This is a genomic window from Nocardia barduliensis (assembly GCF_013315795.1).
Taxonomy (GTDB): Bacteria; Actinomycetota; Actinomycetes; order Mycobacteriales; family Mycobacteriaceae; genus Nocardia; species Nocardia barduliensis.
In genome coordinates, this window is the sequence record NZ_JABLTE010000064.1 from 22,614 (window position 1) to 46,398 (window position 23,785).

The window sequence follows — 23,785 nt, forward strand, 5'->3', positions numbered from 1 at the left end:
CTCAGTGGCCTTTCTGCGTGTGGCCGTCGTGGCCGGAGGGTCGGCGAAGCCGATCTACGATGCGGTCGAAGTCGGTGACCCGCTGCGCCCAGGTGTTGCGCTCCGCGAAGTCGGCGATCCTTGCGGCGTCGGCAGGCGAGAGGGTCGCGCGGTCCGCGCGGCGCACATGCTCGATGAAGGACTCGTGGTCCCGCGCGGTCAGGACGCCCGGGTAGTGCTCGATGTCGGGCATCCCGGTTTGAACGACCGGAGCGCCGGCTCCGAGGTACTCGAATACCTTCAGCGGCGACACCGAGCGGGTCAGCGCAGTCGGCCGAAATGGGATGAGCCCGACATCCATGCGCTGTAGCCAAGGCACGATCTGGTCGTGCGGCACCTCCGGCGCCAGCACGACATTCGAGTGCTCGCCGAGGCGCGCGTAATGCATGGCGACCCTCCGGCTCGCCTCGTCGCGCATCTCCTCCGGCGGCAGCAGTTGTGAACCGAGAAAAGTGAATTCGTGTTCCGGCAGCTCCGCGACGAGCCGATGCACCAGCTCCCAATCGAACCACTTGCCGCCCATGCTGCCCATGTAGAGCACGCGGACCGGCGCACCCGGCTCCCGGTGCACGAATTCGGGCGACGGCGCGATCAGCTGGAGGAACTGCCGGTCGACCGCGTTGGGGACAAGATGGGTGCTCGGCGCGGGAAACCGGTCGACGAGTTCCTGCGAAACCATGGCCAGCGCATCGGCGCGCTTGACGTAGTAGTTCTCTATTTCGTCCGAACCCCAGGGTGTGGTGGGGAATTCGGTCCACAGATCGATGACGTCGTAGATGAAGGGAATCGCACGGAAGGCCGGCGTCTCCAACACTTCGACGAAGTGTTCCGTCGGGAATGGCGCCCGGACGTATGCGGGAGCGAACGTTTCCACGACTTCGGTCAGGCTGACCGGATCCGGGCCGGTCAGCGCCGCGGCGAACGCCGATCTCGGCACTACGTGCCCCGGGCTCGCGTACTCGTACAGGGCGAAGTGGGTATATAGCTCATCGCGCACCGCTTCGTCGATGACTGACCCGGCGCCTGCGTCGCTGACATAGACATACGCGTGCCGACGCCCCATCCGCAATTCTTCGATGGCGAGTTGGTGGTATCGCTCGGATCCGGCGTAGACCCATGGGTGGTAGTAGCTCAGTTGCAGCGCATCGTATGGCCCGGCCGCGGGCTGGTGGTTCGTCAGATGAGTTGTCATCCGGCCAGCACCGCCGAAAGACGCTTCGTGAGCGCGAGATTCGTAAGGCTCGGATTCGCCGCGCCGGGACGCGGATAGGTGGCGGGTCCCGCGACGTAGAGGTTCCGCATGCCGCGCACCTCATGGCGTTCGTTCAACATTCGGCCGAAGGCCAGCGTGCCGGATTCGTGATACTCGGATCCCAACGGACCCGACCAGGTGACGGGCGCTTCCCCCGGGGACAGGGCGTCCACCCGGGGCAGCACGTTCTCGAGGGTGCGTTCCGGCTGGTCGAACTCTGGGAATTTCAGCGCCGATCCGGCCAGACCGGATTCCTTGGCGAAGGCGGACCAGACAGCGGTGAGCTCGTCGCGCTGACGCGCGATCGACTCGCGATCGGTCGCGGAGCACTCCGCACGCACGGTTGTCTCCCACCGGAGTCCTGCCCCCGGCTTGCACTCGACCGTTCCGTGTTCACCTGCCAGTTGCTCGCCCATGGCCCAGACATCCACCAGCACAGCGCCCGCGGCATTGCGACCGAGCCGCACGAACAGATTCGAGCGCAGCGTCTCATCGCCCTGCGTGTAGAGGAAAGTCTCCTCGTCAGCCAGGCGAACCACCTCGGGCGGCACGGTCGCGGCATCGAGCGGCGCGATGAAACCATGGACGATCTTGTCGGAGAGCCCGTCGAGTCGGCCCTCCTCGAGCACTCCCGCGGAATGCAGCGCCTGAATCGCCAGTCGACTGCTCTCGATCGTTCCACCGGCCAGGACGACGGTTCCGCACTGGACGGTGCGCGCGGTTGCCTCGCCGTCCACCACGACTCGGACGCCGCGCACCGAGCCGCCCGCCGTCTGGATGTCGAGCACCTCCGCCCCGGTCACCAGCCGCACTCTGCCGCTGGTCTCCGCCAAGCGGTCGAGCGGCGAGTATGCCGCGAAACGTCCGTTCGGCAGCTTGCGGACCGCTTGCGGCACCGTCGACAACCGGTAACCGCCCACACGGAGCTCTGGTCCACGCTCCTGAACCCCACCCCGCCACTCGTCGAGGTCGTCCAGTACCCGCTGGTACAGCGAGTCGCCGCCCGCCCACGAGACGGTGAGGTCATCGATGATCGCCGCTGGCCACCACGGCTCGGTGAGTGCCCACGAATCCAACGGCAGCACGACGCCATGCCAGTACAGCGAGCGACCGCCCAACCGGCGGCGCAGTCCGGCCATGGTTTCGAAGTGCGGAGCGGAAGCCGAATGCCAGGGCCGCCAGTGATGCGGGTCGAGCCCGACCTCCAGCCACATTCGAAGTGCCAGATCCGGGTCGTGCGCCGCGTTCACGTGGCCACCGGAGTCGGGCCCCGCTTCCAGCACAAGGACATCCCCGATCTGTGTGCCGGCCAGTTCGACCGCGAGCTGCAGCCCGGCCATGCCACCTCCCACGATGACGATGTCCGCGATATCCGGCAAGACTGATGTGCGCATCCGCCCCATTTCTCCAGCGCCTCCTAGCGATGACTTCGATACTGCGCAGCAGCGATTCTGAACAGCCATCGGAATGGCCAGCCGGGTGCAGCTTAGACGGCAGATAGCGGCGTTCAAATGACTATTTCGAACAGTTGAACACCGCTGTACCGGGCGTTCAAAAGCACTGCTCACCGCCCTGGACAACAGGTACACCGACGCCAATACTGGGCGCGAATCTGTCAGCGCCACATGATGAGTGCGCCGCCATCGTCGACGGGTTCGACGCCGGACTCTGCTCCATCGAGACCTGCGGCTGGAATTCATCGACGACAACAGTAAGAAGATCGAAACAGAACAGTAAGAACACTAGACCACTGGCCTAGCATGGCAAATCAGTGGAGATTCGGGCAGTAAATGAGAATAGCTCTGATATGTGGTGACGGTTTACCGGTGAGCGGCTTACTGACGGTATTCCGGAATGTCGTCCATCGCGCCGTCGAATCAGGTGTCATCGAGACCCCGATCACCGCCGATCTGGGCTACTCCTGGCGCCCCGACAAGGCCGCGTTCTTCCCGCACGGACCGGAAACGTCCGGCTATCCCGAGTTCCTGGCTGTCCGCTCCGACGCCCCGGCACACTCCCCGACGCTCGGCACCGAGGTCCTCGAAATACGGGCGGCGGTCGCGGACCTCGACTCGCTCGGGCCGGCAGGGCGCACTGCGCTGCAGTCCCGCATCGAGCCACTCGCCGAACGCTATGCGGCCTACTTCACGGAGTGGTTCGACGCCGAGGACATCGACTGGGTATGCGCGGTCAACATGACTCTGTCCGACGCGGTACCCGTCACCCTCGGGTTGCATCGCGCCGCCGCGGCTCGATGGCATACGAATCGGCCGGGCGGAGTGCTGTTCTGGGACCACGATCTGTTCGGCAGCTATGCCGTCCGCGAGCGGGGTGAGCGCGTCTATCCGGACGCACCGCACGAATTGACGCCGGTCCCCGGCGCCCACCCGTGCCATCTCTGGGCGGTGGTCAGCGAGGACCTCGCGAAAGAAGCGGTCGGTTACCCCTCTCCCCTGACACCCATGGTCGTCCCGAACGTACTGCCGTCCGTGCCCGAGACAGAACTCGCCGACCGGCACCGCGCGTATCTTGCCGGTTTGAACGTCGATCCGGCACGCCCCGTGATCCTCGCTCCGGTTCGGCTGTTCCACGTCAAGGGCGTCGAGATCTCCGTCGAACTGCTCCGCGCGGTACACGGGGTCTGCCGGGACCGCGCGCTCGCGCCGCCCTACCTGTTCGTCTTCGGCAGCCTCGATGAAGAGCCGGACTATGCGGCCACCGTCCTGGACACCGCGCACCGGTGCGGCCTGACCGAGGACATCCGGTTCCTCGACGGAGTCCCGCTCGGCAGCCACCGCACCGCCGACGGCCGCTGGGTGCTGGATGAGATCGACCTGCTCATCATCTGCGCGGCTACCGGCGGCGGCATCTTCTTCACACCGAACTGTCCGGATGTGGAGAGTGTCGGGCTGGGGCCGGCTCTCGCCGCGATCGCCGGAGTGCCCTGCGCGGTGACCAGCTTCACCGCGCTGCACGCCATCTACGGTGCGGCGCACACGTTCGCCACCGTGGATCCGTCCGGGGAACTGCGCGGGGCCGCCGAGGAATTCGTCGACCTGATGATCGGCGGCCAAGTCGGCGATGGAGAGGTCTGTGCCGCACTGCGACGGAACCGGGCGCAGGTACTCGACCGCTTTCCCGCCGCGCCCTGGCGCGAGTTGCTCGATCGGATGGCTGGCGCTGTCGCATCCGGACCGCATCGCGGCGACACGGAGTCGGAACAGGAGACACCACGATGAGAAGGAGCCTCGATGCGGCGGAGCAGCACACCCCGAACGCATCCACCGGGCAGGAAGAGGCAAACCAGCATCCGACCATCGCACAACGGGTTTCCCGCCCCGAACAGCTCGCGAGAAAGGGTGCCATCGGTGCGGTACACCTAACCGCTGCCGAACGCACCCAGGTCGCTCGGACACTCGATGAGCTGGCCGCCGAGTTCAGCGGTGCCGAAGATCCGGAACTGCCGCGGCGAATCGGCAGCTGGGGGCACCTGCTCCCACCAGCACTGCGAGACCCTCTGCTCGAATTGCGCTACGGCGAATCGCTCGCCGGGCTGGTCGTCACCGGCGGTCCGGTATCGGCCGATCCCGGACCCACGCCGCGACACTGGCGCGAATACGACCGCTCCCGCACAGCCCTTCATGATCGGTGGTTGCTGCTGCTCGCCGCCCAGCTGGGTGACCTGGTGTGCTGGTCAACGCTGCAGAACGGACGCCTGATCGCCGATGTCCTCCCGGTGGCGGGTCACGAACAGGCGCAGACCGGCCACGGCAGCCGAGCGGAGCTGCAATTCCACGTCGAGGACGCCTTCGACGACGACCGCTGCGACGCATTCGCCCTGGCCTGCCTGCGCAATGCCGACGCCGTCCCGACCACCGTCGCTTCGACCGCATGCCTGGACGTGGAGACCCTCGACGTGGAAACCCTCGCAGAGCCCCGATTCCGCATCGCTCCTGATCCGGAGCATCTGCGGGGCCTGCCCGATGGCGAGCGCATCGCCCCCCGCCCGCGCGCCGTGCTGACCGAGGCAGCGGTGGACGCACGATTGCGGGTCGATCCGGCGTTCACCACACCGGTCGCTGGGGACCGGCGAGCCGCCACGGCTTTCGACGAACTCTGCGAACAACTGCGCGCGGGCACGGTCGACGTGGTACTCGGCGCGGGGGACGTCCTGCTACTGGACAATCACCGCACCGTGCACGGCCGCCGGTCGTTCCGCCCACGCTACGACGGCACCGACCGATGGTTGCGGAAAGCCTCCGTGATCCGGGATCTCCGCAGGACTCGGGCGCGACGGGTGAGCGCCGACAGCCGGGTCTTGCTACCGCGCTGAGTCGCCGTACTCCACCCGATCTCTGAAAAGGAAACAGCATGCTGATTCTGGGAATCACCGGCGGCCACGACGCCAACTGGTGCGTGGTGCGCGATGGGGAGGTGCTCGGCGCGTTCGAGAAGGAGCGCTTCAGCCGGATAAGGCACAGTCCAGGGAATGTCATGGAGTACCTCCCGGCCACACTGGCCCGGCTGGGGCTGACTATCCGGGACATCGACCTCGTAGCGACCTCCGAGCCGGTGCATCGCAACACCGAAGCCGGTTTCCGGCGGATCGCGGGCCGCACGTACCGGTTCATCAGCGAATGGGAGCATCAGGTCGTCGAAGTGCTCGGCAGAATGCTTCCGTGCGTTTCGATTCCGCATCACCTCGCGCACGCCGCGTATGCGCGCTATACGAGCGGAGAACCGGAGGTCTCGGTCATCACCTGGGATGGCGGCGGCGACTTCTACACCGAGGACGCGTACACCTCGACAAGTGTGTCCCTGTGGAAGGGCAATCGGCTGGAGTGGATCGAGCGGGTTCCCAACTCCGATTTCGGCAGCCTCTGGTTCACTTATTCCCGAGCCGTTTTCGCCGATCCGCAGCAAGCGGGCAAGCTCATGGGCCTGGCCGGGTACGGCTCCGATCGACTCGACGCCGCGTTCGCCGAACGCTTCGGTGTCCCTCAGGACGAGGTCTTCGCCGGCGCGACCACCATCAAGGACTGCTGGCCGGACTACGAACACCCCCCGTTCGTTCCCGGCGACCTGACATGGCGCGACCAGCAGGCCAAGGATATCGCCCATGCCATCCAGAACCTGACGACCAGCGCGGGACTCTCGCTGAGCCGGGTGGTCCACGAATTGACCGGCACATCGGCACTCGCGCTCGCCGGTGGCGTCGCGCTCAACGGCTACCTCAACACCGCGATACGCGACCGCGGACCTTTCGAACGGCTCTGGGTCCCGCCCGCGGTGGACGACGGCGGACTGTCCGTCGGCTGCGCTCTCTTCGCCGCTCACCATGTTCTCGGCGGCGAGTACTCGCCCGCGAAGGACTTCGACTGGGCCCGGCTCGGTATGTGGTACGAGGACCGCGAGGTACGCCAAGCCCTCGAATCCGCTTCCGGCATCGAATTCGAGCAGGTGGAGCCGGCGGAGGCCGTTGACCACACGGCCAGGGAGATGGCCGAGGGCCGGGCAGTCGCGTGGGTGGACGGCCGCGCGGAGCACGGGCCGCGGGCGCTCGGCGGCCGCAGCATCATCTCCCCCGCCCACTCCGACCTGCATCGCACGAGGTTGAACGCCGAGGTCAAATTCCGGGAAGAGTTCCGCCCCGTCGCGCCGTTCACGACGCGCGACCATGTCGAGGACTACTTTCACACCGCCGACAGTCCGTACATGATGTTCATCGTCGACTGCACCGAGCGGGCGGCACGCGATATCCCGGCAGCGGTGCACATCGACGGCACGGCCCGGGTTCAGACGGTCGACGCCGACGCACCATTCGGGCTCATCGCGGAACGGACCGGGCAACTGGGGCTTCCCCCGGTGCTGATCAATACGTCCTTCAACGTGTCCGAGCCGATCGTCAACACGCCGTCCCAAGCGGTGGCCACCTTTGTCCGATCTCCCCTGGACTCCATGTATCTCGACGGGTACCTGGTGTCTCGAAAACGGCGCTGACCATGACGAACGAACTAGCCGAGAACTACCGCCGCGACGGCTATGTCGTGGTGCGTGGCGCGCTCACTCGGGAAGAGACGCACGATTTCCAGAGCGCCGTGGACAGCTGGCTACGGCGACGGATTTCCACCGGAGACAGCTATGAGGTCATCCTGCAGCAAGATCACCTGGCGTGGCGGCGCGGCGGCCCGCTGGCCGCCCTGACCAGGCACGCACGGCTTGCCGCGTTGGCCAGGGCGATCTCCGGTCTGTCCTCGGTCCGGGTCTTCCTCGACCAGATCATCGTCAAGCCTGCTGGCGGAGCGCCGACCATCCCGCACCAAGACGCGCCGTTTCTCTCCTTCGACGACCACCGCAGCCTGAACTGCTGGATAGCGCTGGACGAGGTCGACACCGAAAACGGTGCGCTGGCCTATTACCGAGGTTCGCATCTGCTCGGCCCGCTTCCCCGGGCGCATCTCGATGAGCCCGATGTCCTCGAGGCACAGGTGTCGGCGCTCTCGCGATTACCGGTGGATGTCGTGACGATGCGACCAGGAGACGTCGCCTTCCACAACTGCCTGACCGTGCACCGCGGCTACCCGAACACGACGAGCCGCCCCAGGCGGGCCTTCAGCATTCAGTACATGCCCGCTCAGGCCAGCTACAACGGGTACGAGCACGAATTCCTCGCGCCCTACCGGCCGGTCCCCGGTCAAGCGCTGGATTTCCCCTGCTTCGCAGTCCCGGAGACAGTGGAGGCGGCATGAGCGAGACCGCGCCTATCGTCCACGCGCTCCTGAATCACCTGGCGGAGGCAGGATTCACCGGCAGCCCTCGGGTGGTCGGCAGCGGATTCGATGCGGCGGGCCGCGAAACCCTGAGCCGGATCGAAGGGCGGATCGCCTATCCCGACGCTTGGTCGGATGAGGGAATCTGGGCGACCGGACGACTACTGCGCGAACTGCACGAAGCCGCGGCCGATTTCGTTCCGCCGCCGGGCACGCGGTGGCCCGCCTACTGGCTACGCCGCGAAGGCCCGAACTCGGTCATCGGACATTGCGACGCCGGGCCGTGGAACACCGTCGTCCGCGACGGCCGGCCGGTGGCACTGGTGCACTGGGAGGTGGCCGGGCCGGTGGACCGGCTCGACGAGGTCGCCGCGTGCGCCTGGTGGCACGCGCAGCTCAGGGCGGACCGGCCGGACGCACCACCGCTTCCCGCCGTCGAGGTCCGAGCCGCGCAACTCGGACTGTTCCTGGACGGATACCGCCTCGCCGCGGGGCAGCGGGCGCACTTGGTCGCGCGGATGATCGAGTTCGCCATCCGGGAGTGCGCCGCCGAAGCGGAGGACGCGCGCATCACCCCTTCCTCGACCGATCCCGCGCCGCTGTGGGGCTTGGCCTGGCGCGCCCGCGCCGCGGCATGGATGATCGAGCACCGCGCGATCCTCGAGCGCGCCGCCGTGCGTGGCGCTTAGCGCCTCCGCCGCCATGACAGAATGACGGGCCGGCCATCACAGACAAAGGAGCTTTCTCGGGTGGAGCTGCCCGTCGAACTCGTCGAGGCCCTCGACCGGGCATGCGCGGGGGTTCCGCAGAAGCAACTCGCCGCCTCGGTCGACCGGCTGATCTCTCGCTACCGGGATCCGCGCCCGGCCTCGACGCCGATCCTCGCTTCGACCGCCGACGTCACCGCCTACGCCGCCTACCGCATGCCCGCGACCTGGGCCGCCGTGCGCAGTGCACTCGAACGGTTCGCCGAGCGGGCACCGGGCTTCCGCCCGAAGACACTGCTCGACGTCGGTGGAGGTACCGGCGCGGCGCTGTGGGCGGCGACCGAACTGTTCCCGTCCTTGGCCGAGGCCACCGTCCTCGACCAGGTCGATGAGGCGCTGCGCCTCGGGAGCAGGCTGGCGGCTGGGGCCACCGCCGCGGCGATGCGTTCTGCGGTGTGGCGGCGGACCTCGTTCGCCGAGCAGGAGGTATTCGGCGGGGCCGATCTCGTCACCATCTCCTATGTGCTCAGCGAGCTGTCCGAGGCGGAGCAAGTCGCCCTGGTTGCCCGATCGGCCGAGGGGGCGGGAGTGGTAACAGTCATCGAGCCGGGCACCCCGGACGGCCACCGCAGAATCCTCACCGCCCGCGACGTCTTGATCAATGCCGGTATGACTGTCGTTGCCCCCTGCCCGCACCAGCACGTTTGCCCGCTTGCCGTGGGGACCGACTGGTGCCATTTCAGTACGCGGATCAATCGGACCTCCCTGCATCGGCGATTGAAAGGCGGCGAACTCGGTCACGAGGACGAGAAGTTCTCCTACGTCTGCGCCTCCCGAACCGCGTACGAGCCCGCACCGGGTCGAATCCTGCGGCATCCGCTCAAACGCAAGGGTCTGGTCACCCTGCAGGTCTGCACGCAGGGCGACGGCGTGCAGCAGATGCTCGTCTCGAAACGGCAGGGCGAGGCATACCGCGGGGCGAGGAGCGTGGAGTGGGGCGACGCTTGGCCGCCGTCTCACCCGGCGGCGGATTGATCGTCACCGCCGAGGTTCCGGTCACTCGAGACCGACGTCGGGCACAACGGCAGCGGGCACGGAGTAGGCCGCCGCCTGGATGTCGTAGAACTCCGCGTAGGTGCCTCGTCGTGCCATCAGGTCGGTGTGCGAGCCCTGCTCGATGAGCCGCCCACGCTCCATCACGAGGACCAGATCGGCCTCGGCGACGGTGGAGAACCGATGCGAGACAACGATGGTCACCGCGCCGGTCTGTTCGGCGAAGGCTCGGGATCTGGCCATGTACTTGCGGAAGATCGCATGCTCGCTCGGTGCGTCCAGGGAGGCGGTCGGCTCGTCGAGGACGAACAGCAGCACCCCCGCTCGCAGGCACGCCCTGGCGAGTGCGAGGCGCTGCCACTGTCCTTCGGAGAGTTCGACTCCGCCGAATTGGCTACCGAGTTGCGTCTTCGCTCCTTCGGGCAGTCGCCCGACAAAGCCCGCCGCGTCCGCCTCGGCCAGTGCTTCGGCAACGGATTCGTCGTCGGCCGCGAGGTCCCCGAGCCGTACCGCATCATCGATGGCGGTCCGGTAGCGCCCGAAATCCTGGAAGGCAGCCGACATCCGCGACCACCAAGATGCGGCCGAGACCTCCGTCAAGTCGATGCCGTCGACTCGAATGGCTCCGTCGGTGGGCTCATAGAACTTCGCCAATAGCTTTACCAAAGTGGTTTTGCCCGAGCCATATTCGCCGACAATTGCGACCACCGATCCGGCCGGCAGAAAGGCCGAGACATCCTCGAGGGCTGGAGCCGTAGTGCCGGGATAGGTGAACCCGAGGCGGTCCAATTGAATGCCGGAGTGCAGCTTGTCGGGCGCGTCCTTTCGGCCGCTGCCGCGCCGAATCTGCGCGGCGAAATAGTCACGCAGCCAATGGAAAGGCCGAATTATCCGGCTCGCCTCGAGCGCCTGCGCAGATCGGCCGAGCCCCGATTCCACGACGGACCGGAGCTGGGATGCGGCGGTGATCACCAGGACGACGTCTCCCGCGGAGCCGCCCTGCCGCAGCAGCACCCAGAGGACGAACGTGTAACCCGCGGCGAACAGCACCCACCCCGCGACCGAGTAACCCGCGGCGATGCGGCGGGCGCGGGTCTGGACCGACACGACCCGCTGCCAGGCTTCGGCCTGCCTGCGCACCAGTTCGGGTCCGGCACCGGTGACGCGCACTTCCTTCCCGGCTTGGGGGTCGGTGAGGATTTCGAACAGACGTCGCTGTAGCCGCATGTTTTCGGCGACATCGGTCTCGGCGACGACCAACCGCCGCTTCCCTCGTCTGTCCATCGCCAGTTGGAGCACCGCGAAAATCACCATGAGCAGCATCCACGGGCTCGTGCCGCCCAGCAGTAGCAGCAGGACACCGAGCTGCACGACGACGAGCGCCGAGCCGAGCGTCGACCAAGCGGACTCCACGATCGCCCAGCCCTGACCATGGACGGCGGTCACCTTGTCCAGATAGTCGGACCGTTCGAGGTGGTCGATGCCGTCGATCCGCGTGCACATGCCCATGATCTCCGGCTCGACAACACTCAGCCCGATGCGATCCACCAGGTGGATGGTCAAGACATCGGTGATCTCGCCGAGATAGAAGCCGGTGGCCAGCGCGGCGGCCGCCACCGCGGCGGCCAGCGCGATGTGCCCACCGTCGCCCTCCGAGGCAGCGTCGACCAAGAGCTTCAGGCCGAAGGCCGAAGCGGGGAGCGCCACAGCGTTCGATACCTGCAAGAGGAGGACGACCGTAGCGGCCATCGGGGCCTTCCGCCAGCACAGCGCGAACGCCTCGAACCACAGGCGAAGTTGGTTCATCGGACGACCTCGATCTCTTCGGCGCGGTCGTCGAATCCGCGGCGGAAGCGTTCGGCCTGCAATCCGTACATTTCCGCGTACCGGCCGCCTGCTCTCATGAGTTCGTCGTGTGAGCCGGATTCGGCCACCCGCCCATCCGCCAGGAGGACAATTCGATCCACTTGCCGCACAGTCCAGAGCCGGTGTGTGATCAGGATGCTGCTGAGATCTCGTGTCGACCCGCGCAGCCGGTCGAACAGATCCCGTTCGCTGCGAACGTCGAGGTGGGCAGTAGGTTCGTCGAGCACAACGATTCCCGCACCGGCGCGCGCCGCGTAGAGCGCCCTGGCCAGCGCCACCTGCTGCCACTGCCCACCGGACAGGTCGACACCCCCAGCCCGCGTCGGGTCGATGAGAGTCTCCAGTCCCTGAGGTAGGCGCGCGATGACATCGGTGAGGCCCGCGTCCTGCGCGGCCGCGCGGATTTTCGCCATATCCGGCTGCACGGCCGGCCGGCCCATGGCGATGTTCTCGGCCAAGGAGAACGGATACCGCAGGAAGTCCTGGAACACTACCGCCAGTTGGCGCTGCCAACCCGCGATGTCGGCGATGTCGACGCCGTCCGCGGTGATCCGACCGGAATCGGGCCGGTAGAGCCCGGTGAGCAGTTTCGTCACCGTGGATTTGCCCGCACCGTTGAGCCCGACGAGCGCAATCTTCTCACCGGGTAGCAACTCCAGGTGGAATCCGTCGAGTACGGCGGTGTCCGCGCCCGGGTAACGGAAACCAACGCCTTCGAAGCGGATGTGCGGCAGTTCGAGAGCATCGGCGCCGCCTCCGCCCGGCACGGGGCGCCCGGCCAAGCGGTGGGTGAGCTCCTGCGTCGCGCGCACCACGGGCTTCGCCCCTTGGATGCCGATGACCGGCTCGTTGCGCCCGAGCACGGTGAAGGCGCTCCACGCCGCGGTGAACACGGCCGCCGCCGCGGCGACCGAGTGAGCGTCAACGCCGTTCGCGACGATTCCGTAGACGAGCGCCAACGGCAGGACGGTGAGGATGATCCGCAGCAGCCACGCCTGCGCGGCCCGCCGGTCGTCGGCCCACACCGGATCGAGATGTCGGTGCATGAAGTGTTGGTGCTGTTCGATGAGCCACGGACCGAAGCCGAAGATCCTGGCCTCTTTCGCCTCGGCCGCCGAAATCGTCAGCCCGCCCCAGTAGAGGTACCGCCGACTGTCGACCAGATTGCCCGACCAGATCCGGTAATGGCCGCGCCAATGGCGTGCGGTGATCGCACGCACCGCGAGCACGGCCGCGCCCAACGGCAGCACCAGCCATATCGACCACCTGGCCACCACCGCGAGCGCGAAGGCCAAGCCCAGGCAGCGGATCACGGTGTCCAGTAGGGCAAGTGCCCCGTCACCAGGCGTCTTCTCGATCCAGTCCCGGGGATCGGCGGTGGCCGCGCGAACCAGATCGCGCACTTCAGGCTTCTCGAGCTCTTCGATGGACTCACCCGCGACGACCAGCGCGGCGACCCGGCTGCGGTGCGCACCGTTGATCTGCGCCTTCAGCAACAGAAACACCACTTCGTCGGCCCTCTGCGCCGACTGTCCGACCACCAGGATGCCACCGAACAGCGCGAGCGGAGCCGTCAGCGACCCGGCGGCCCCGCCTGCGATGACCTGCTCGGTGGCGAGGGCGGTGGCGGCAGGCAGCGCGGCGATCACCAGGAGCAGGACCACGTGCAGGAGAAGAGTGACGGACCGTGCGTCACGCAGGTGACGCACCAGACTCAGCTGTTCCCCCACTCGAGCACGCATGGTGCGGGTCTATCGTGCCGCGGCCCTGCGAGTCAACGTGTTCGAACAGGCTAGGGACTCCCGGGATCCTGCCCTAAGGTGCGGAAAGTGACCTGCGCCTGCGACTTTGACGGGAATCCAAATGCGCGATCCAGCCGATGATGTCGCCGAGATCGTACGCGAGATCTGGCTTGCCGAACTCGCCGTCGACGATGTCGACGTCACCGACAATTTCTTCGCTCTCGGGGGTGAATCCATCGGGGCCGCGGCGGTGGTGACGACCGTCAATCGCCGCCTCGGCGTAGCTGTTCGGCTCAAGGACTTCTACCTGGACGCGACACTGGGCGCGCTCACCGCGCATGCGCTTCGCGAATCGGGCACCTCACACGCAGACCGTTCCGCCGACCAGATGACGACTCACCCGGACACCTTCCAGGACGGTCCGCGACGGGCATCCCTGGCTCAGGAGTGGAACCTGATGTTCACGGAACGTGCCAGTCAGGCAGACGCCGAACCATTCCTCGTCCAGCAAGCGCTGCGCCTGCGCGGGCCGTTGGATTCGACGAAGATCCAGCGCACCTTGGACGGGATGGCGGATCGGCACGAACTGCTTCGAGCGACCTTCCGCCGATCCGGCGACTCGGCGTTCCTCGACATAGCGCCCACCCACCGCTTCGCATTGCAGACGTTCGATCTCGGAGAGGGCGCACAGCGAGCAAGGATGAGGACGGAAGCGGACCGCGCTTTCGATCGCTATGCCGCGCCGATGGCCCGCTGCCAATTGTTCAGCCTGTCGCCGAACGATCACGTACTTCTCTTCGTCCTCGATCACATCATCGCCGACGGCTTCTCTCTCGACATATTGCTGCACGACTTCTCGGAGATCTACGAGGGCAACGAATTGCCTCCGGTCACCACACCGTTCACCGCTTGGGCGGCGAGCCAACGCCGATGCGCCGCGGACCCGGCCGCTGTGGAGTCCTACTGGCGCGACAGGCTCGGCAGCGATCCGACCATCACGAGCACGCCGTTCACCGACTACCGCCATCCTGCGGAGGAAAAGCCGGAATGCACCTCGATCACGCTGGCAGCCTCGGAGACCGCTGCCGTGCGCGATGCGGCTCGGGGCCGCAACCTGACGGTGTACTCGTTGGTGCTCGGCTCGTTCCTCGTCTCGTTGCGCGACCGTGTGCGGGAACGCGAATTCTGCATCGTCACCACGATGGCCAACCGCACGGGCGAAACCGCGGACACGTTCGGCCCGCTAGCCCATGACATCTACGTCCCAGTGGATTTGACGGCCGATCGCGACCTGTCCGCATCGGCTGCATACGCCCAGCAGAGCACCGCCGAATCTCTGACGCATGCGCTGGTGCCGAACACGGCGATCGCCGAGATGCTATGGCCCGGCGCCGGGCCGGAGATGCATCTTCTCCCTTCCTTCTACTTCAGCGCCAATCGGGCCTGGACAGGCCGCTTCCAGCTGACCGGCGTACACAGCGAAGACCTCCGTTTCGCACCGCAGACACCGATGCCCGGGCTCGAGTGCACACTCACCGACAGCGGGCGGCAGATGGTGTTGACCCTGGGCTACCTTGCCGACAGCTTCCCGCCCGGATATGTGCATACGCTGGGTAGGGAAGTCATCGAGCGAATTCTCGCCGACCATCCCGATTGAGCGCCGCTGCGCGGATCACCGAGCTGGGCGGTCTCCGCGCAGGGACGTCCAGCAACTGGCTGCCGAAGCCCGGCGTCCGGAAGGTCGCCGGATCAGCTGGACATGCTCTGCGTGTCGCTGAAATACGCGATGGTTCTCCGAATCCCTTCGCGTATGTCGACCTCGGGCTTCCAACCGAGTTCCCGTTCCGCCGTGCCGATATCGGGGCATCGGCGGCGCGGGTCGTCCACCATCGCGGGACCGAAGTCCATCCGTCCGGTGGTGTCGGACAGCTCACGGACGAGACTCGCGATTTCCAGTACGGAATGCTCTACCGGGTTGCCGATGTTCACCGGGCCCGCTATCGAAGCCTCGATGATCCGTACGAACGCGTCGACTGTGTCATCCACATAACACAGCGAGCGAGTCTGCGTTCCGTCGCCGTAGATGGGGAGCGGCTCACCTGCGAGTGCCATGGTAATCAGGTTGGGGACCAGCCTGCCGTCGTCGCGCCGCATCCTCGGTCCGTAGGTGTTGAAGATCCGCACAATGCACGAATCCAGCCCGAACTCCCGCCGATACGCGGCGCAGACGGACTCCCCGAACCGTTTGCTTTCGTCGTAGACGGATCTCGGGCCGACCGGATTGACGTTGCCCCAGTAGCCCTCGGGCTGCGGATGGATCAGAGGGTCGCCGTAGATCTCGCTGGTCGAGGCGTAAACGAAGCGTGCGTCATGCGTTCTCGCCAACTCCAGCAGCGCGAATGAGCCGGCCGAACCGGCACGCAAGGTTTCGACGGGCGCGCGCAGGTAGTCCGCCGGACTGGCCGGTGACGCGAGGTTGACGACAGCGTCGATCCGACCGCGGATGTCGAACGGCTCGGCGACGTCGGCGTGCAGGAATTCGAAGCCGCCCAGTTCAGCGACGTCGGCGATGTTGTCGAATCTACCGGTACTGAGGTTGTCGACGCACAGGACCGCGTATCCCTCGTCCAGTAGGCGCGCGCACAGATGGCTCCCGATGAATCCCGCCCCGCCAGCGACCATTACGCGCCGCATCCGCCTGTCGCCGCGGTCGTATGTTCTCACTTCGTCTCCGCTTCGTCAGCGAGTCTGGACCACACGCGGGCGCATTCTCTGGCGATTGCGGCGATACGAACTCCGCAGTGGGCGGGCAACTCCGGAACAGCTGTCTGCCACTCCTCCACCGTGATCATCCGGCTGTTGAGCCAATGCAAGAACGAACGCCCCGCATCGGTATAGCGCAGCGAAGGGTCACGGCGCAGTGCCGTGAGGTGTTCTCGGAGATCTACGACCGGGTCCACGGGCACGGGAACCGGATCGTCCGGTACGTCGCCCGAGTGCCCGCGATGTTTCGCGGGTACGGGATCCGCTCCCGCAGCGAGCCGAAGCCGGACATCCCGTGCCGTACCGAGCGAGATCCCGGCCTCTTTGGCGATCTCCCGCAGCGAGGCATCCGGGCGCACGGCGATGATGCGGCTGGCCGCCAACCGGCCGTCGACCGCGTTCAGCGGGCGTATCCTGCCGTCCTTGCCTTCGCGCAGCGTGGCGTGCCCATGATCGCGCATGCCCGAGCGGAGCGAACCGATCGTCGCAGGCGCCAGCCCGGCCAACCCCGCGATCTTCCGATCGGACAGCTCGGGATGTGTCCGAACGATCCGCGCGGCCGCTGCCCTGCGGTCCGCCGAGCTCAGCGGCAGCCCGTGGGTGACGTTCGCCCGGACCGCCCACAGGAAGGCGTCGTCCAGATGCCCGAAGAGAAAACGGGCACGTATCGTGCGGAGCCCACCGAGCTTGGCCGCGGCTACCCGATGCATCCCATCGATCACCCGCTTGGTGCCGAAGTGGACCGAGATGGGCGGCAGCTGTCCGACGACCTCGGCCAGCCGCTGCACATGGTCGTCATCGAGTCCGCCCGCACGCAGGCTGTCGGTGAGCACCAGGTCGTCGATCTCCAGCAAGGCGGTGTCCGACGATACGGTGACGTCGGCTTCGCTCGCGGAACCGGTATCGGACTCGTCGCAGAGATCGGGCTGGTGGCCGCCGATCAGGGGTTGGGTTATCACATTATTCTCGTTTCTATCACCGAGTCGCCGATAGCCGGGCACAGAAGTGTCCTGGTCACAGATATCGGGCAGATGGAAATGCGTGCGTGCTATCCGTCGCTTGTGCAGCCTCTTCGGCGACAATTCCGATCACCGCCAGGGCCAGGACATAAATTTCTCCGCACAGCATTTCCCCCTTCGACCACTTGGCGAACGCACGACGTCGCATCCACGACGGGTGATTCCCGAGAAGCAGTTTCAGGACCGAACGGTATGGCGGCCGTCGACGCTTTTCAACGCGAGTACTTCGAACCTGCGAAGCGGACGCAGGTCAGTGGCCCGAAAGTTCTGTCCGGACCGGACAACCACCGGGTGATCCAGTGCACCCAGCCCGCGGCGGCGTACGACGAAATCACTTGTACTGCAGTGTTATTGACTTTCCACATGATTTGCACGTCGAGGTCGATCACGTCTGCCGGGTCCCGCCACCGTCGCCACTCCGTGTGGGGTCGACCCCGAGCGCGAGCACCCGGTGGCCCTCGCGGCGCTCGGCATGTCCGGACCGGACGAGTTTCCGACCCGACTGGCCTGCGCCGATCCGATGATCGCGTCGGCGGATCATTGAATGATGATCCTGCTCGTGCCATTCTGCCGGGGTACCGCTCGACCACCTATTGAATGGACGGTTCACGATATGCGAGATTTCGCCGCTGCCTGGTTCCGGCGCTTCACCCGCGCTCGGGTCGCCAGGGCATATCTGTACTACACGTGCGATCAATGGCCGCCCGTACATTGATCGGAATCAGCGGCTTCGTCGGAGATCTCGCGGAATATCGACGCGACCCGCTGACTTGGCTGCAGCGGGCTCAACAGACCGGCGCGGACGGGACCCGGCTGGCCCGCGGCATCATCGCGGTATTCGAGCCGGATACTGTGCACCGCGTCCTGACGGAAACCAATACGAACTTCATCATCGATTCGGGTGGCATCGCCGGAGCTCGAGGCCGTACCGCACGGCTCGCACGGCTCCCGGCGTGGATGACGGTCCGACGCGAACTGTGGCGCGGCTTCCGGGCCGACATCGTCGACGCGCACATCGCGCGATCGCCGCGATGGCTGCCCGCGGATCCGAGCAGCCTCGGAACCGGACTGGTCGAAGCGTGCCGCGATCTCTGCGGGCGGGGAATCGCCGACTTCTGCCTCGGTGGCGATACCAGAACCCAGAAGCTGATCGACGACATACATACCGCGGCCGCGGACTTGTTCGCCAGCTCCTATTCCGCAATCGATCGTGCCGAGGCCCGGGTGCGCTGGTTACCCAGACCCGCTGCGGCCGCGGCGGATGCGGCCAACCGGAGACTTGTCGAGTTGCTCGCCGAATGCATCGAGCTGCGTGTCGGCGCACCCCCGCCCACAGCGCCGCGCGACCTGCTCGACGTCCTGCTCCACGATGCCGAACCGAGGTCGAAGGAGCAGGTCCTCGCGGTGCTGCGGATGTCGATGTTCGCCGCGCCCGGCGTCCCCGGAATCGCCTTGACATGGCTGCTACTTCACCTGGCCGACCACCCGGAGATCCGAGCGCGGGTCACCGACGAGCTCGGCCGCAGCCGGTTGACAGCCGCCGGCCTGCCCACGGAGGCCACCTACACGATCGCGGTGATTCGTGAATCGCTGCGCCTGCATCCTCCCCAGTGGGTCCTTTCCCGGACCGCCGTTCGCACGACGGAGCTGGCCGGTTACCGCGTGAAACCGGGCCACGAGGTCATCATGTGCCCCTATCTGCTGCACCGCGACAATCGGTACTGGACCGAGCCGGAGCACTTCGACCCCGGTCGATGGTCCGGTGGAGCCCTCGCGCACCGCAGGCACGCCTACATTCCGTTCGGGTCTGGCACGCGCATCTGCCCGGGATCCCACCTCGGCATCGTCGAGATGGTCCTCGCGGCACGGCACATCACCGCCGCCGGAAACCTTCACCTACCTCAGCTCACACAGGTGACACCGCAGTTCGCCACGCTGTTGCAGCCCGGCGACATGCCTGCCCCATCCAGGCCGCGGCCACGGCCACGGCCCGCGGAGACTCCCCCGCTTCGCCCGTAGGTCGGCACGTTTCCCGATTCGTTGATAGAACTGGAACAAGGGAACCGACGAGGCCATTGCCGCGTCTAAGACAAAGAAGTCGGGCACGGGGGTGGAACCAGGTGCCCACGCAAGAAATCGGGGGCGGAGTTGAGCGCGAGGTCAGCAGTTCACTTTCATGGGATGAGTGGCGCACACGTTGCGCGCGAGGAATTCGCGCGCAAGTTCGCGGCTCTGTACGACGCAGCGGGTAGTCCGTCACTGCGTAGCGTCGCGATGCGAGCACAGCGGCGGGCTCAGGAGGCCTGCGACACCGCGCGACCGGTGACCGTCTCGGCGCAGCGGATCAGCGACTGGAAGGCCGGGCGCAATGTGCCCGCGCGATTCGAGACCCTGGCTCCTGTCCTCGCCGAACTCGGCAGGCGAGCACGGCGCCGCGCGGGCGTATCCACCGAGATGCTGAGCATGCCGAGTTGGCGAGCGCTGTGGTCGATGGCTCGATCGCCGGTCACCGGACAATCCGGGGCGCACGAGCCTGTTCCCTACCCGGGCATCGATCCTTACCTTTCCGCGGCGACGCCTCTCGCCGGGCGGGCGCGTGCTGTGGACGAACTGACCCGGCTGGTCTACGGACCTAGCAAGTACATCGCACTTGTCGGTGCCTCCGGCGTCGGCAAGACGTCGCTGCTGCGGGCCGGACTGCTGCCCGCCCTGCAGTCGACGGCTCCGGCTCGGCAGACGGTGATGCTCAGCCCGGGGCCGGATCCTGTTCGGTCGCTGATGGAAGCATCCGGGTTCGGGGATGTCGACCACGGTGTCGACGCACTACCCGAGCGAGTGAAACCGGACCGGGACGGCCGTCTGCTGATCATCATCGATCAGTTCGAGGAGCTGTTCACCGATCGCCCGGATCCACAGCAGGTATCTCGCTTCCTTGCCGCCTTGCAGAAGCTCGCGGAATTCGCGCAGATTCTCTTCGCGATACGCGCCGATGCCGTTCCGGCGTGCACCGATCATCCGTATCTGGCCGAGGCGGTCGAGCGCAACAGCCTCACCTTGACTTCGCTGTGCCCGCGGGAAATCGTCTCCGTGATCACCGAACCCGCGCGCGCATACGGGGTTGCCATCCAGCCGGGCGTGACCGAGCTGCTGCAGTCCACGCTGATCGACCGGCTCTCGACACACCACCCGCACCTCGGATTCGCCGAGCCCGGCGCAGTTCCACTGCTGTCGATGACATTGCGCGCGCTTTGGTCGACCCGCGAGAAGAACGCGTTGACCGTCGCAGGACTCGCCCGGATCGGCGGCGTCGCGGGCATCGTGGAACGCATGGCCGAAACAGCCTGGGACATGCTCTCCGACCAGGAGAAAACCGACTCCCGGCAAGTGCTGCTCCATCTGGTCACCGTGCACACCGACGGCAGCGTCGTGCGGCGTTTCCTACCACTGACAGAGTTGAGCCGTGTCGCCGCCAGGACGCCATCCGGCTCGCAGCTGGTCACGCGCTTGACCCGATCCCGGATCATCACCGTCGATGACCGATCCGCCCACCTCGCGCACAACCTGCTACTCACCTGGCGCAGACTCAGCGCCTGGATCCGCGAGGAGAGAACCGCACTGATTTGGTGCAGGCGAACGGAATTCGACGCTGCCGAATGGGAACTGTCCGGCCGTGATCCAGCACTCCTCTACCGTGGCGCCCGGCTGGTGAGCGCGCTGCGCCACGCGGAACCGACCCTGGCCACCTCCGCCACCGAGTTTCTAGACGCATCAATCAGATTCGAACGAGATCCCGCCGCGACCATCGTCGCCTACCTCCGAAGTAGTGCCCGAAACGACGGCCCCGCAGCGGCCGCCACCTTCGAGCTCCACAACACGCACTCGTCCATGACCGCGTAACCGCTCTGATCTCGGCTCCTCAGCTGCGGCGGCAAGCGCCCGCACACCCGGCGGCAACAGCACGAACCATGCCGATCGGGGCCCACCGAGCAGGTGGGAGCACCCGACCGTCGGGCGCTGCCGCCGGGCGGGAGAAGTGTTCACCTCCGGAAAGCCCTATTCAGCGCAGTCTGCCATCGAACCGGCCTACGTCAGGCCCGACGCATGAATGCCAAGGTGTAGTAGACATTTTGAATGTTCCGTTCGACCACGCTGACCAGCTCCCAGCCCTGAGATTCGAGCAGCTCGATGCCATTGACCAGGTGAACGACCGGCTCGAAGATCGCGCGCTGGTAGCCTGCCGAGCCGAACATGAAACCGCCGGTCTGCGGCGAACTCAGGACCAGGTTCCGGCGCGGATAGGACCGCAGGTCCACCACGCCGTTCAGCACGGCGATCACATCGAAAACGGGTCCGGGCGCGGGAGGTTGCACGTCCCCCATCGTCCCGCATAGCTAGCACACCCGACAGGGCCGGGAGATTGGGCGGATTACTCGGCGGGGGTGTGGCCGCCTCCGCTTTGGCCGCTGCGCGCTCCTTGTCCACTTCGTGAACCGGTCTTCATCGGGTCGGCATCCTTCGCCGAGACTTCGTATCGCTTGCTGGACCCGACCGCTGTGTAGCGGCCGACGCGCAGAGGAACAGCCGCAGCGTCTTCGGGTCGGCGCCCAGCGCCTCGGCAATCTGGCGGGTGGTGAGCGTTACGGCGGTGGTGACCTTCATGGTCACGATCCCGGGGCCCTTCGATCGGGTGGAAGGACCGTAAGAGATCCAGCGCTGACGTCTGCCGAATCTGTAAGAAGCCGTGACCTCGGTCGTCAGCCGCCGTCACGACGACCGCTCCGAACCCGAGTCACACGTCAGCGCTCGATACCTCGCACGTCCCTGCATGATGCTCGCCCCGACATACACCACACCGCCAGAAGCCGTGACTGCGGACGTATCGGCCAGCGTGTCGGCGGAGTCCGTGAAAGTGGCTGAGATCGTCGCTACGCCTCGGCCGGTGCCGGTCGGCATACCGGGCACGGTGACGGGCGCAGCCGTTATGAGCGGCGCCTGAGCCGCTACCGATACGGGCGGCCGTGTCATTGTCGGCCGTGGTGTGGGGTCCGTGGTCGGGGCACAGCCGGTCAATGCGACAGCGAGTGCGGCGAGAGCGGTTCGGCGGATCGTGACCACACCCACCGAACTGGCGGTTCAAACGAAGAGGCCCCCGACGTGAACAACCACGTCAGGGGCCTTTGTTGGAGCCGCCTAGGAGAATCGAACTCCTGACCTTTTCATTACGAGTGAAGCGCTCTACCGACTGAGCTAAGGCGGCGTGCCTTTCGGCCAAGCGAGTCTATCGTCTCGCGGCCGGATCGCGAAAACGGGTGGTCACGGCGATTGGGCGCGGGCCGCGATGAGGGCGGCCGCCATGGCGGCGAGGGCGAAACGGGGTTTGACGTTCAGGTCGAGGGCTTCGCGGCAGGCGAGGACGGCCTCGATGGATTGCAGCAGGCCCTCGGGGCGCACCCGCTCGGCCAAGTCGTGGATCTCGTCGGACAGGTCCGGGTGGGTGAGCGCGACGCCGGAGCCGAGGCGGGTGGCGCCGAAGCGGACGGCCAGCGCGTCCCGGTAGACGCCTGCCACGTCGATCAGGGCGCGATCGAGTGCGTCGCGGCCGGTGCGGGTCGCGCGTGATTTCTGCCGTCGCTCCAGATCCTTGAGGACGCCCGCCGAGCCGCGGGTGGCGCTCGCCGCGCCCTTGCCGGTGCCGCCCGCGCCCATCGCCGTGGCCAGTTCTTCGCGCTCACGTTCGTCGCGGGCCGCGCTCATCTGCTTGGCCTCGTCGTCGGCCGCGCGGACCAGCTCGTCGGCGGCGGCGTAGGCCGCGCCGGGTTTTCCGGACGCCGTGACCAACGCCAGTGCGCGCCGGCGGCGGGCTCGCGCCTCCTCGTCGGTGGCGAGCCTGCGGGCTCGGCCGACGTGCCCGCCGCTGATCGAGGCGGCCCAGTTCGCGGTCTTCTCGTCGAGTTTGTCGCGTTCTCGCAGGACCCGCGCGATGGCGGGTACCGAAGGCGTCACCAGGTGCACATGCCGACAGCGGGAGCGCAGCGTGATCGAGATGTCCTCCGGATCCACCGAGGGCGCGCAGAGCAGGAACACCGTCCGGTCCGGCGGCTCCTCGACCACCTTGAGCAGCACGTTGCCTGCCGCCTCGGTCAACCGGTCGGCATCCTCGATGACCACCACCTGCCAGCGCCCCGTACTCGGCCTGCGCGAGGCCACCTGGACGATCTCGCGCATCTCCTTGGTGCTGATGCTCAGCCCCTCGGGCACCACCCGGCGAACGTCGCCATGCGTGCCCGCCATGGTCGTGGTGCAGGCGTGGCATCTGCCGCACCCGGGTGTCTCGGAGTCGGTGCACTGCAACGCCGCCGCGAAGCACAGCGCCGCAACGGATCTGCCCGACCCCGGCGGCCCCGTGAACAACCACGAATGCGTCATCGCGCCGTCGACCCGGCCTCCGCGCGCCGCGACGGCGGCGGCAATCAGCTCGGACTCGACCGCCTCCTGGCCGACCAACCGATCGAAGACACCCGCCACGCCGTACACCCTAGCCGCCCCCACCGACAGACCCCGGCCGGTCTCGGAC

General features: G+C 66.8%; 18 protein-coding genes and 1 tRNA gene. 9 read left to right on the plus strand and 10 right to left on the minus strand.

The features are described 5' to 3' along the window. Position 1 precedes the first annotated feature (1 nt). Positions 2–1,231: a glycosyltransferase family protein gene (locus HOV91_RS24780; protein ID WP_174187804.1), complete on the minus strand. Its 1,230-nt coding sequence runs from the start codon at positions 1,229–1,231 to the stop codon at positions 2–4. Further along, positions 1,228–2,685 (minus strand): GMC oxidoreductase, encoded by a 1,458-nt coding sequence (locus tag HOV91_RS24785; RefSeq protein ID WP_174187805.1) that lies wholly within the window; start codon positions 2,683–2,685, stop codon positions 1,228–1,230. Before HOV91_RS24785 ends, HOV91_RS24780 begins: the two co-directional genes overlap by 4 nt. Positions 2,686–3,117: 432 nt before the next feature. Here HOV91_RS24785 and HOV91_RS24790 point away from each other — a divergent pair, with 432 nt between their 5' ends. Genes HOV91_RS24790 through HOV91_RS24815 form a run of 6 tightly spaced genes read left to right on the plus strand, consistent with a single transcriptional unit; the run spans position 3,118 to position 9,803 of the window. Next, positions 3,118–4,530: a glycosyltransferase family protein gene (locus tag HOV91_RS24790; RefSeq protein WP_174187806.1), complete on the plus strand. Its 1,413-nt coding sequence runs from the start codon at positions 3,118–3,120 to the stop codon at positions 4,528–4,530. After that, positions 4,527–5,624, plus strand: a complete 1,098-nt coding sequence (locus HOV91_RS24795; protein WP_174187807.1) for a TauD/TfdA family dioxygenase — start codon at positions 4,527–4,529, stop codon at positions 5,622–5,624. The genes HOV91_RS24790 and HOV91_RS24795 overlap by 4 nt, the downstream gene beginning before the upstream one ends. A 38-nt stretch (positions 5,625–5,662) precedes the next feature. Then, complete coding sequence (locus tag HOV91_RS24800; RefSeq protein WP_174187808.1) at positions 5,663–7,291, plus strand: carbamoyltransferase C-terminal domain-containing protein; 1,629 nt, start codon at positions 5,663–5,665, stop codon at positions 7,289–7,291. A 2-nt stretch (positions 7,292–7,293) separates the two neighbouring features. Further along, entirely contained in the window at positions 7,294–8,040 is a 747-nt protein-coding gene (locus HOV91_RS24805) for a phytanoyl-CoA dioxygenase family protein (RefSeq protein WP_174187809.1), read from the plus strand. Then, on the plus strand, positions 8,037–8,750 hold the full coding sequence (locus tag HOV91_RS24810; RefSeq protein WP_174187810.1) for an aminoglycoside phosphotransferase/kinase family protein: 714 nt from the start codon (positions 8,037–8,039) through the stop codon (positions 8,748–8,750). The genes HOV91_RS24805 and HOV91_RS24810 overlap by 4 nt, the downstream gene beginning before the upstream one ends. 60 nt (positions 8,751–8,810) lie before the next feature. Continuing rightward, the gene (locus HOV91_RS24815) at positions 8,811–9,803 is read left to right on the plus strand and encodes a small ribosomal subunit Rsm22 family protein (protein ID WP_217441114.1); all 993 of its coding nucleotides are present in this window, start codon (positions 8,811–8,813) and stop codon (positions 9,801–9,803) included. A 21-nt stretch (positions 9,804–9,824) separates the two neighbouring features. Here HOV91_RS24815 and HOV91_RS24820 read toward each other — a convergent pair whose 3' ends face one another. Together HOV91_RS24820 and HOV91_RS24825 are read right to left on the minus strand one after the other, a co-directional pair. Continuing rightward, the gene (locus tag HOV91_RS24820; protein WP_174187812.1) at positions 9,825–11,627 is read right to left on the minus strand and encodes an ATP-binding cassette domain-containing protein; all 1,803 of its coding nucleotides are present in this window, start codon (positions 11,625–11,627) and stop codon (positions 9,825–9,827) included. Beyond that, positions 11,624–13,429: an ATP-binding cassette domain-containing protein gene (locus tag HOV91_RS24825; protein ID WP_174187813.1), complete on the minus strand. Its 1,806-nt coding sequence runs from the start codon at positions 13,427–13,429 to the stop codon at positions 11,624–11,626. Before HOV91_RS24825 ends, HOV91_RS24820 begins: the two co-directional genes overlap by 4 nt. Positions 13,430–13,550: 121 nt before the next feature. Here HOV91_RS24825 and HOV91_RS24830 point away from each other — a divergent pair, with 121 nt between their 5' ends. Beyond that, entirely contained in the window at positions 13,551–15,086 is a 1,536-nt protein-coding gene (locus tag HOV91_RS24830) for a condensation domain-containing protein (protein ID WP_174187814.1), read from the plus strand. Between the two features lie 92 nt (positions 15,087–15,178). Here HOV91_RS24830 and HOV91_RS24835 read toward each other — a convergent pair whose 3' ends face one another. Further along, positions 15,179–16,153, minus strand: coding sequence for an NAD-dependent epimerase/dehydratase family protein (locus tag HOV91_RS24835; protein WP_312884756.1), 975 nt, complete (start codon positions 16,151–16,153; stop codon positions 15,179–15,181). Further along, positions 16,150–17,151, minus strand: coding sequence for a ParB/RepB/Spo0J family partition protein (locus HOV91_RS24840; protein WP_174187815.1), 1,002 nt, complete (start codon positions 17,149–17,151; stop codon positions 16,150–16,152). Before HOV91_RS24840 ends, HOV91_RS24835 begins: the two co-directional genes overlap by 4 nt. A 756-nt stretch (positions 17,152–17,907) precedes the next feature. Between HOV91_RS24840 and HOV91_RS24845 the strand changes: the two genes are divergently transcribed. Further along, on the plus strand, positions 17,908–19,230 hold the full coding sequence (locus HOV91_RS24845) for a cytochrome P450 (RefSeq protein WP_174187816.1): 1,323 nt from the start codon (positions 17,908–17,910) through the stop codon (positions 19,228–19,230). Positions 19,231–19,392: 162 nt separating this feature from the next. After that, complete coding sequence (locus HOV91_RS24850) at positions 19,393–21,108, plus strand: nSTAND1 domain-containing NTPase (RefSeq protein ID WP_174187817.1); 1,716 nt, start codon at positions 19,393–19,395, stop codon at positions 21,106–21,108. Between the two features lie 191 nt (positions 21,109–21,299). Here the strand turns inward: HOV91_RS24850 and HOV91_RS24855 are convergent, their stop codons facing one another. The 4 genes from HOV91_RS24855 to HOV91_RS24870 form a co-directional block, all read right to left on the minus strand. Next, entirely contained in the window at positions 21,300–21,548 is a 249-nt protein-coding gene (locus HOV91_RS24855) for a hypothetical protein (RefSeq protein WP_174187818.1), read from the minus strand. 160 nt (positions 21,549–21,708) lie between these two features. Then, positions 21,709–21,870, minus strand: coding sequence for a hypothetical protein (locus HOV91_RS24860; protein WP_174187819.1), 162 nt, complete (start codon positions 21,868–21,870; stop codon positions 21,709–21,711). Between the two features lie 522 nt (positions 21,871–22,392). Next, positions 22,393–22,468 (minus strand) — tRNA-Thr (locus HOV91_RS24865). A gap of 56 nt (positions 22,469–22,524) precedes the next feature. Next, positions 22,525–23,736: a DNA polymerase III subunit delta' gene (locus tag HOV91_RS24870; RefSeq protein WP_174187820.1), complete on the minus strand. Its 1,212-nt coding sequence runs from the start codon at positions 23,734–23,736 to the stop codon at positions 22,525–22,527. Positions 23,737–23,785 lie beyond the last annotated feature (49 nt).